Source organism: Flagellimonas abyssi (assembly GCF_019457905.1).
GTDB lineage: Bacteria > Bacteroidota > Bacteroidia > Flavobacteriales > Flavobacteriaceae > Flagellimonas > Flagellimonas abyssi.
The window spans coordinates 17,340-28,569 of record NZ_JAHZSV010000053.1 but is presented as its reverse complement, the minus strand read 5'-3'; the positions used below and the strand labels follow the sequence as shown (position 1 = coordinate 28,569).

The following is an 11,230-nucleotide window of genomic DNA, read 5'->3' as shown; positions in this document are numbered from 1 at the left end:
TTCATCCGGCGAAGGTGGGTCAGTTTACCCGGCTTATCCAGATTCATACGAGGTCACTATTATTTTGAGCTTAAAAAAATCTATGATCAAATTCCATATATTGATGAAACTGCGGAAACTGTTTCTGATTATGCGCGTTCCAATACCGAATTTACTTCTGCAGAGATTTGGGCCAAAATAGAGGCTGATTTTCAAGCCGCTTACGATGCTTTGCCAAGCAGTCAAGAAGAGATAGGTAGACCTACCAATCTTGCGGCAATGGCATATTTGGCCAAGACGTATCTTTTTCAAGAAAAATGGCAAGCCGCTTTCGATGCTACAACTGTTGTAATGGGGGGTAGCTACGAATTGATGGATGATTTCCAATCGGTTTTCTTACCAGAAAATGACAATGGTTCAGAAGTGCTTTTTGCCGTGCAATATTCGGTGAATGATGGGCAAGGAAGTAACTACAACGGTAGTATTGGTGACCGTTTGACCGCTCCCGGAGGGCCTTATTACTCTCAATATGGTTTCCACCGTCCATCACAGAACTTGGTAAATGCTTTTAAAACAGATGCCTCTGGGCTTCCGGTTAACGACAATGTTGATGTGACCGAAACTGATTTTGTAGATCCCCGTTTGGATATTACCATTGGTAGACCAGGTATTCCTTACAAAGACCTAAACGTTATTTATGAGGCCAGCTGGGCAAGGGATTTGGCGACCTATGGTCCTTTTGGACCTAAAAAGCGAATCCTCTCAGCAAATTCCCCTTACCACGTAACTGTTTGGCCGTATGTCGATGCGTTGAACTATTACATCATCCGTTATGCTGAGGTATTGTTGTGGAGAGCGGAAGCCGCCGTTGAATTGGGTAATTTGGAGGAAGCTAGGTCTTTAGTGAACCAAATTCGTGAGCGTGCAGCCAATTCCCAATATGTACAAACATTGGATGGGTCAAGTGATGCTGCCAACTACAACATCGGAACTTACGATACGGCTTGGACCGATGCCACTGATGCAATGGAGAAAGTCCGTATGGAGTCACGCTTGGAACTTGCCATGGAAGGACACCGTTTCTTCAATTTGGTGCGTTGGGGCATCGCCAAAGAGGTGATTGATGATTATTTAGAGGTGGAAAGAACCAGAAGAACCCACTTGACCAATGCAGTCTTTACCCTAGGTAAAAATGAGTACTGGCCAATTCCACAAGAATATATTGACAGTGTTGACGAGGGTCTGGTAACCCAGAACAACGGATACTAACTAAAATTTTAATCATAAGGGCGGCTTCAATAGCCGCCCTTTTTAAAATCAACAGCATGAAAAAACTACTTCTTTTTTCATGGGTTATGGGTTGTGCTTTTATTTCTCGAGCTCAAACTATAACTCAAGATCATCCCAACATAACCCAAGAGGGGCTACAAGCAAAAAATTTCTATTTGTTTTCGGTATTGGAAAGCAATGCGGGGATCATGAATCTTCTAAAAACGGATAAGCAATTGAAATCCTACTGGGATAAAATGACAATTCCCATGGAAACCTTGCCCCAAAATGGTAAGGAAATCATAACTCCATTTTTATGGTCGGAAAGTGATATCCAAACCATTGGAAACCGATTGGTGGATTTGTCCAAGGGCAATGCTGACTTTAAGGGCCTTATCAAAAAGCTAAGGGATTCCAACCAATATGCAAATTTTGAACGGGCTTCTGATGATGAATATCTCTATGACATATGGGAACAATGTGCCAAAGGATTGGATACGGTGTTGGAAGTTTACGGGGCAGGTAAAATGCCATTTTATAAAAATATTGATTCGGTTTCTTTTGATGCCAAATCGAAAAGATACCTCTATGCGGTTGCTACATTAAAGACACTGGCCATTGATGATGCCCAAGAGGAACAATTGTTCTTTCAACCAAGCTTATATCTTGCCTTAAACTTGTTGTATGCCAACCATAAGGACGAAGCTGTTCGTTATGATCCATTGGACAAAAAAGAGAATGCCAAAGCTGTTCAAACCATAAAAAACACAGATTTTAAGTCTTACCCCTATGCATCCATTGTGGTTTTGGGAGGCGGTCCCGAAAATTATCGGGATAAACTTTCCATTGCGGGAAAGGTGAACCTTCAATTGGCCATGAAAGAATACCGAGCCAAAAAAGCACCTTTTATAATTGTTTCAGGAGGTCATGTACATCCGTATATGACGCCTTACTGTGAGGCCGTGGAAATGAAACAAGCACTTATGGAGGAATATGGAGTTCCCGAAGAGTACATCATCATCGAACCTTATGCAAGACACACTACGACCAATATGCGAAATGCAACCCGATTAATGGTGGAATACGGGATTCCATTGGAACAAAAGAGCTTGGTGGTGACGAATCCTTCACATAGTGATTACACAGGGAGTGAAACGTTTAAAAGACGTTGTCAGGAAGAATTGGGCTATCAACCTGTAAATTTCCATGAGAGACTATCCCCAACTACCCTTGAATTTACAGGAAACAAAGTTTCATTCCACCAAAATCCAAACCAACCCTTAGACCCATAATGGTATGAAAAAGTATGGTTTGTGTATTCCAATGGTGCTGCTGTTTTTCGCTTGTCAACAAAGGAAGGCTAAAAATGAGGTTGACTTAGTCAAATCCCCAAGTGAACAAGTGAACGGTTTTCTGGGCACCTCCGGAGATCATGGGCAAATGTCCCCGGCAGCGGCTTCTCCATTTAATATGATATCCATTGGCCCCGTGACCCATCCTGGCACACATACAGGCTATGATTACTATGCAAAGGAATTTTTAGGTTTTGTCCATACCCATATTGAAGGTGTTGGTTGTAGAGGCGGGGGAGGTAACATTTTGGTAAAGCCTATTGGAAATGAAGAAGTGGATGAAAAATTGCTGAAGAAGCATGAGTCCGCCAAACCCGGTTATTACAAAGCCACCTTTGAAAATGGAATAAGTGCCGAAATGGCTACCGACCATAATTATGGGGTGCATCAATATCATTTTCCGGAATCGGGAAAAATGTTGAAAGTAGATTTGGCCTATGCCTTTTTAAATCGGTTCGAAGAAGCACAACACACTGCTGTTGGGAATACGATAAAAGGTTGGGTAGATACCAAAACAGTTTGTGATAGGGGTAGGTACAGACTCTATTTTTATATGGAGTTTGACCATGTTTCCACTATTTCAAAATCACAAAAGGACAGCTATGTAATTTATGGCACAGGCAATCCAACAATAGGGTTGAAAATCGGTTTCTCTTCTGTAAATGAGGAGTTCGCCAAAACTAGGGTGGTCAATGGGGGTAGTTTGTCCAAAACCATTGAAAAGAGCACATTGGCTTGGAATGCCCTTTTGGGGCATGCAAAAGTGGAAGGAGAAGCAGATAGGGTAGCACTTTTTTATTCGTTGTTGTATCGAGGCCTTCAATCTCCTTATGTAGTCTCGGAACCGGATGGAAGTTATAAGGCGATTGATGGAACAATTCAAAAATCCAAGGATTCTGTCTACCATGGATGGGCTATTTGGGACAATTACAGGGAACAAATGCCTTTATTGTCGCTGCTGTATCCCCAAAAATATGGCGACATCGCAAGATCAATTGCCAATTTATATCTCTATGGTAAAAATGATTGGTCCACCCAATTTGAGCCCTCCAATTCAGTTCGCACGGAACATGCACAAGTGGTGCTTTTGGATGCTTTGGAGAAGGGGCACGAGCTTCCTTTGATAAAAATAAAGGACTCTTTGATCAAGGAAATCGAAAAGTTGGATTTTGGTTCGCCCGACAAAGCTTTGGAATCTTCCTATGATCTATGGGCAAGTTCCAAATTGATGTTGTCAATAGGGGATACCATGCTGGCCAACGAGTACCTAAATAAGGCTTTGGACTACAAAACTTATTGGGAAAAGGACTTTTCCGATATGGCTTGGCCCGATGTGGACCGCATGGGTGCCAGAGGATTGTATCAAGGTACGCTTTGGCAATACCGTTGGTTTGTACCTTTTGATATTGAGGGACTCCAGAGTTTGGCCGGTGGCGAGAGTGCTTTCAGGGAACAATTGGACCAATTTTTTGAAGAGAACAACTATAATCACGCCAACCAGCCCGATCTTCAGGTACCTGGACTTTACAACGCCACCAAAGAACCTTGGAAATCCCAAAAACTCTATCGAGAACTTATGCTGGATACTGTGGTTCAAGCGTATTTCAATAATAACAGCAAAGGTATCGACCCCTATATAGGTCGCATTTATAACAATAGCCCTCGGGCGTATTTAAAAACCATGGATGATGATATGGGCACCATGTCGTCTTGGTTTGTGCTAAGGGCCATGGGATTCTCTGCGGTGAATGTTGGGGAACCTGTATACTATGTAACAGCTCCCATTTTTAAGGAGGTGGAATTGAACTGGTCTTCACAAAAATCATTCAAAATTCAGGTTTCTAATTACCACAAGGATCATTTTTATATCAAATCTGTTCAGTTGAATGGAAAACCCTTACTGCGAAATTGGTTGACCCACCAGGAGATAATGAATGGTGGGGAATTGATTGTGGAAACTGATAGTGTTCCAAATCTGAATTGGGGAACTGAAAATCAATTTTTGACCAAAGTTAGCATAGAAAAAGATTGACCATAACTTAACATATAAAAGATAAACAGTTCAATTCAGTTTGTTTATTTTTTTGATTGTGAGTAAGGTGCAGCCCAAATATGGCTGCACCTTGTTTTAATTTAAAATAGATTTTTAAAAAACTTAAAGATGTCAGCGAAACTTAAAATTGGAATGTTTTTTTTCGGGTTATTGGTAGTGGGTAAGACTGTAGGGCAGGAACCCCGTACCTATAAAGCTCCGGAATTTGATGTGGAATGGCGCAAACCCACAAATCACCCGGATAGAATTGTACTTTCCTATGGGGAGGATCCATCAACAACCGCCAGTGTTACGTGGCGAACAACTTCTGAAATAGATACTGCCTACGCAGAAATAGCCATTGCAACCGCAGCCCCTAAATTTTGGCGTAATGCAAAGACCATAAAAGCAGTGACCACAACTTTTGATGCTATAGAGATCAATGAGGCTGAAATACTGGCGAATTACCATTCAGTGTGGTTTACAGATTTAAAGAGTGATACAACTTATGCATATCGGGTAGGGGATGGCAAACGATGGAGCGAGTGGATTCAATTTAAAACCGCACCAAAAGAAAGTAAGGACAAGTTCTCATTTTTATACGTAGGGGACACCCAAAATTTTATATTGGAATTATGGTCACGTCTGATCAGGGAGAGCTATAAAAAAGCCCCTGATGCAAAATTTATTGTGCATGCAGGTGATTTGGTAAACAACGCCCACAACGAACAACAATGGCAAGAATGGTTTGACGCTGGTGGTTGGATTCATAGTTCCATTGGTGCTTTTCCGATTCCGGGAAACCATGAGTATCGAAATTTGAGCCCTGAAGCTTCTGAAAGAAGTTTGTCCGTACAATGGAAACATCAATTTACCTTACCGGAAAATGGACCTGAGGGATTGGAAGAAACCGCTTATTACATGGACTATGGGAATATGCGGATTATTGGATTGAACAGTAATGTTGACCATGAGAAACAAGCCGAGTGGGTAGATCATATACTATCGAAAACGGATAGTGATTGGGTCATCGTAACATTTCACCATCCTTTGTTTTCCGCTTCCGAGGGTAGGGACAATAAAGAATGGAGGGAGTTAATGAAGCCTATTTTTGATCAATATGGGGTTGACCTAGTACTGCAGGGACATGATCATAGTTATGCCCGTGGCAGGGTATCTCCCAAAGAAAATGTATTGGATGGGGTCAATATGAGAGATAAAACTGGAACTGTATATGTAGTTTCGGTAAGTGGTGGAAAAATGTATGGCTTACGAAAAAACGCATGGGAAGGTTATGATGCCGAAAGAGATAGGGCGGCTGAAAACACACAGTTGTTCCAAGTAATCACCATCGAGGATAATAAATTGTCCTTTGAATCCTACACGGCCGTTGGAGCGCTTTATGATGCGTTTGACTTAATTAAAAGGGCAGATCTTCCCAATGAATTTGTCGAAAGGGATACTGAAGCCATTGTGGAGCGTAGATTTTCCAATACCATTCCTTATCAAGATCCACTGCCTGAAGGAGCAGAAGAGTCATTATTGTCAAAATACCCTGGATTTGAAATAACCGGAGTACATTTTGTAAACGATACCAATTTTATAGGATATAAGGTTCGATTGGAAAGAGGAGAAGACAGGGAGGAAATTTCTTTGGATGTGAATGGAAAATTTTTGGATTAATCCAATTTTTTCACCAATCAAAGCGATTGATAGAACATTGATATGTTTTGAAAGTAAGGTGAACAGAGGTTCAGGGGTTTTTTTATCCTCTTGGACCTTTCCTGTTCCTAGATTCACAATAAGTACTATCGAATCCAAATCATCAAGTAAAGTCTCATTCTCTCGAATAAAGAAGAGTCTTGTTTGCACTTGGAGTGCCTATTCCAAATTCACTCGAGTAATTCCTTTAGCGAACTACTATTTTTCTTGGTGGCCAAATAATAGTCACAAGATTCTTTTTGGAGCTAAAAGACTTAAAATAAATCGTTTTTCCAAACTATTGCTCTGGAGGCTTAATTAGATAAAAACGTTAAAACAATAAAAGGAATTAGAAGCGAACATAGTTCCTAAGCAATAAAATTGCTCCATATTTTTGAACTAACAAAAATATTGGGCGGTATCATTAATTAATTTATTTCTAAGCTATCATCGGAAACGGTTTGGTTTCCTATTGCCTTAGTATTCATAAACCTGCTTACAACTTTTTCAAATGCACTTGGTGCAAAAAGTGCAATAAAATGCGGAGCGTTCTTAACTCTGATAAAGGATATTGAACTGCTGTTTTGGGCAAGACGCTTGTAATGTCGCACGGCTCCCTTAATATGTGTTTTGGAATCGAGCGTACCATTGATAATCAAAGTTGGGGGTATGTGTTGTGGTGTTTTCCCAAAGTGTTCATCCCTAGAGTAGGTTGGCATCGAATTTTCAGCAATTAAACTGGGGAGTGGACTTTTAAACAATAAATCTTTTGACTCATCAATAACTTCGGTTTTTGTCATTTCAGGTCTCAGATTATTTTCAGAAGCAGTAATGACCTGGGTTAATGGAATGGAATTGGTTGAGGATTGATACGCCGCGCCATAGTCATTATAAAACGCTGTGATCTGTGTGATGGCCTTTTGGAGTGGTTCATAGTCGTTGCTATTAAGCCCCTTTATGATTTCTGGTATTGAATTCCGTACATATGGTATGTCCAACATCATACCAAAAAGGATGGCCAGATCCTGTTTTGGTAAATTAGCAGCAAACTCAGTATCCGTTTTAGTGCGCTCTATGATGCTGTTCAATTGCTCTTCCAAGGTTATGTCGTTAGGTGCCCTATGATCAACTTGTTCAAGGAAAGATTTTCCAACATCATCCGTGACCAATGATCTGTGGCTTAGATCAAATTCATCATCGTCTTGAAGGGGAACCAGAGAATCCAAGATGACGGCATCCAGATCTACTGTCCCTAATTGTAACAAACGTAATACCAATTGTGTTCCATAGGAAACACCGTAGATGTAGCGCTCTTCCGTTCCACTAAATTCATTGATCAAGAAGCTAAGGTCCCTAGCGGCATTGGTAATAGTAAATGCCTTTACGTACTCCAAATTACTGTACATGTAGTTAAAGCAGGGACCCCATTCATCATTGGCCAGAGCCATCCCATCTGGAGAATCAACTATTTCTTCTTTGGGACATATTTTACTGGAATATCCAGTGCCCCTATGATCAGGAACAAAAATATCCAGATTAGGAAATAGGTTAGAGAACTGATTGATCAGAGGATATAGACTTGCACCGGATTCACCAGGTCCTCCAGGTATTAACCAGATAGATCCCTTTCTATCTTTTTTTGCAGGAAACTTTCTAACGAACAAGTTTATAGTATTTTCATCACCTTCTTGATAATTCAGGGGGGCTTTGGTAGTAATGCAAACGGAGCCATCAAGTTCAGGGACATTATCGGAATTAGGACAAGATTGGGATTGAGCGGTCCAAAATGCAAAGAAGCATAGAAAATGAACAGCTGATTGGATGATTTTCTTCAAAATGTAATGGTTTTATAGAGTAAAATTTCAGCCTCTATAAGTAGAGACGCAAATTTACAATGAATGGTTGCCCGTCGTTTATTTAAACTTTAAAGATGCCAATAAGAGTCCGTTTCCTCTCCGCCATCAACCATTCTAATTTGGATATTAAACAATTCGGTCAGAATTTTATCTTTAGTTGAGTTATCAAATTCCTCAAATTTTATTTCCTCAATATGTTCCGAAATTTTGTCTCCGGTGTGCCATTTTTCCGCCACAATTTTATCAATCAAAATGTTCAATTCGGGTTGTAGCCTTACCCCATTTTGGATTTTATGTGTTTTACAAATATTTGTGAAGGTGGCTTGCATCGGAAAATCCCCAGTTAAGTGCTACGGTCTCTTGGGTCAGATTAGAATTTTTTAGCTGAAAAGAGGCTCCCTTCACTCGATATTGTAATGCAAAATCAGAAAAGGTTGAACCCATTAGATCTTTGAACAAGGCCGTGAATTTAGTTACGGACATGTGGCACGCCAAAGCTGCCTCTTTAGTGGTTATGAGCCTTTTTTCTTCAAAAATCAAGCGTAAGGCTCCTTGAATGGAGGTTCTATGCCCATGATTTGATTCTTGTAAGGGAACTTTCCATTCTTCCATAAGGAAAAGCAACAATTCAAATAAATATATTTTAGCCCAGTCCGCATCATATTTTTTGGAAAACCTTTGTTGGACTTTTTTTGCCAGATTCTTTATTTCGCCCTTCAAATTTACTGCTGTCCTAGGTCTATCCATTGGTGGAACCATAAATGTTGAAGTCATATCCCTATCTAAGAAAAGTGTGGTTGCCAAATATCTTGGGTCGATAACAAATACAGCCACCTCACAGGGTGCCTCCAGTATTTCAAAACCATGTGGTTCCCACATATTGCAAAACCAAACCTCCCCTGGCCCTATTTCTATATCGTATCCTAGGTACGAGCGTTTCATTTTACCTTTCAATACTACTCCCAGTTCGAATTCATAATGCATGTCAAACCAACCTTCTTCTCTGTTTTCATGCCTGTTCAATAAGATTTGGATGGGCTTGTTATCGTCAAGTTCAAAATAAAAGCGTTTAAAATCATCTATCTGTGCTCCATTTATCATATTCTTTCATGATTTTACAAAAAATATGGAGTAATTTACAAAAAGACACATATAAGAATTGACCATATTTGAAATTAAACTTTAATCAAGGCAATTACAATTTGTTCTTGGGAATGAGTTTATCACTACTGATAAGAAACTCGGACACACAGTAAACCGGAAAATCGAGGTTGTTTTTTGAACGTATTTATTAGTTAGGCACATCTGGTTTATTAACAATCAAATGGAACATTTCTTAATTATGAATTTTTATGGAACATTTTGATGCCATCGTTATAGGATCGGGAATATCTGGAGGCTGGGCTGCCAAAGAACTTTGTGAACAAGGCTTAAAAACGCTCGTACTGGAAAGGGGAAGGGATGTAGAGCACATCAAAGATTATCCCACCATGACCATGGATCCGTGGGATTTTGAACACCGGGGCCGAATGACCAAAAAGTTCTATGAAGAAAACCCACTGATTACCAGGGCATCCGGATTTGGGGAGGATACGGCCCATTTTTTTATAAAGGATACTGATCATCCCTATGTACAGGATAAACCTTTCGATTGGATACGAGGATATCAAGTAGGTGGTAAATCCCTGATTTGGGGAAGGGCCTGTCAACGTTGGAGCGATTACGAGTTCAAAGCACCTGAAAAGTACAATTATGGGATAGGTTGGCCCATTGATTATAATGATATTGCCCCATGGTACTCCCATGTGGAGAAATTCATTGGCGTATGTGGTAATAAGGATGGTATTGAGGCTATGCCCGATGGGGAGTTTTTGCCCCCTTTCGAATTGAACTGCGTGGAGGAACACATGAAAAGCACGCTCGAAGAACATTTCTCTGGAAGATATTTGGCTCAGGGAAGATGGGCGCACCTCAGCGAACCAGAGCAAACCCATTTGGACCAAGGTAGGGGCAAGTGCCTTTGTCGCAATAAGTGTATGAGAGGATGTCCATTCGGAGGGTACTTCAGTTCTAACACCTCCACATTGCCTTGGGCCGAGAAAACAGGTAACCTAACGATTAGACCGTTTTCGGTAGTGCATTCAATTGTTTACGATGAGGATTCGGGAAAAGCTTCCGGTGTCAAGGTCATTGATTCCAATACAAAAGAGGAGTTCATCTTCAGCGCCAGAATTATTTTTGTGAATGCATCGGCACTCAATTCCAATTTGATTTTACTCAATTCAAAATCCGATCGTTTTCCCAATGGTCTGGGCAACGATTATGACTTATTGGGAAGGTATATCGGTTTTCATATATACAGGGCCCGAGCAGGTGCCAAAATCAGTGGATATGAGGACAAATATTATTATGGTTCAAGGCCATCGGAATGTATTATAGCCAATTACCGGAATTTAAAGGAACAGGATACCGATTTTCTTGGCGGATATACTATTTTTACCGGAGCCTATCGAAACAGAGCCGAAGAAATCCCTGACGAGAAACCACACCTTGGGGCAGACTTTAAACACAAACTAAGTAAACCCGGGAATTGGCAAATCTATATGTACATGCAGGGAGAAACTATCCCAAAAGCATCGAACAGGGTTTATTTGAGCCAGGATAAGACAGATGATTGGGGCATTCCCTTACTTGTCACAGATGTTGGTTATGATGAAAATGACGAAAAAATGATTAAAGATTTTCTTGTGGAAAGTCGTCGCATGCTCGAAAAAATGGGCTGTACGGATATAGACACACAGGACAACAACCAAGCACCTGGATTGGATATCCACGAAATGGGTGGTGTAAGAATGGGGAAAGACCCTGAGACTTCCCTTCTGAACAAATACAACCAAATGCATGAATGCAAAAATGTATTTGTGACCGATGGCGCCTGTATGACCAGTACGGGCAATCAAAGTCCATCCATTCTGTATATGGCACTTACAGCACGGGCAGCCACATATGCTGCGGCCCAGTTTAAAAAAGGATTGTTATAA

General features: G+C 40.7%; 8 protein-coding genes. 5 read left to right on the top strand and 3 right to left on the bottom strand.

From position 1 onward, the window contains the following. From K1F36_RS18860 to K1F36_RS18845, 4 genes are all read left to right on the top strand, one after another. A partial coding sequence (locus K1F36_RS18860; RefSeq protein ID WP_220115176.1) for a RagB/SusD family nutrient uptake outer membrane protein occupies positions 1-1,248 on the top strand: 1,248 nt, incomplete at its 5' end. Between the two features lie 56 nt (positions 1,249-1,304). Next, a complete protein-coding gene (locus K1F36_RS18855; RefSeq protein WP_220115175.1) occupies positions 1,305-2,540 on the top strand; it encodes a YdcF family protein in 1,236 nt (411 codons plus the stop codon). Positions 2,541-2,544: 4 nt separating this feature from the next. Then, positions 2,545-4,632 (top strand): glycoside hydrolase domain-containing protein, encoded by a 2,088-nt coding sequence (locus K1F36_RS18850; RefSeq protein WP_220115174.1) that lies wholly within the window; start codon positions 2,545-2,547, stop codon positions 4,630-4,632. Between the two features lie 129 nt (positions 4,633-4,761). Beyond that, complete coding sequence (locus K1F36_RS18845) at positions 4,762-6,315, top strand: purple acid phosphatase family protein (RefSeq protein WP_220115173.1); 1,554 nt, start codon at positions 4,762-4,764, stop codon at positions 6,313-6,315. A 446-nt stretch (positions 6,316-6,761) separates the two neighbouring features. On the opposite strand, the gene K1F36_RS18840 is transcribed toward K1F36_RS18845, so the two are convergent. The 3 genes from K1F36_RS18840 to K1F36_RS18830 all read right to left on the bottom strand — a co-directional run bounded on the left by K1F36_RS18840 (position 6,762) and on the right by K1F36_RS18830 (position 9,290). Next, positions 6,762-8,168, bottom strand: coding sequence for an alpha/beta hydrolase (locus tag K1F36_RS18840; RefSeq protein WP_220115172.1), 1,407 nt, complete (start codon positions 8,166-8,168; stop codon positions 6,762-6,764). Between the two features lie 89 nt (positions 8,169-8,257). Beyond that, complete coding sequence (locus K1F36_RS18835; protein WP_220115171.1) at positions 8,258-8,440, bottom strand: hypothetical protein; 183 nt, start codon at positions 8,438-8,440, stop codon at positions 8,258-8,260. 49 nt (positions 8,441-8,489) lie between these two features. Next, on the bottom strand, positions 8,490-9,290 hold the full coding sequence (locus K1F36_RS18830; RefSeq protein WP_220115170.1) for a helix-turn-helix domain-containing protein: 801 nt from the start codon (positions 9,288-9,290) through the stop codon (positions 8,490-8,492). 251 nt (positions 9,291-9,541) lie between these two features. On the opposite strand from K1F36_RS18830, the gene K1F36_RS18825 reads away from it, so the two are divergent. Further along, complete coding sequence (locus tag K1F36_RS18825) at positions 9,542-11,230, top strand: GMC oxidoreductase (protein WP_220115169.1); 1,689 nt, start codon at positions 9,542-9,544, stop codon at positions 11,228-11,230.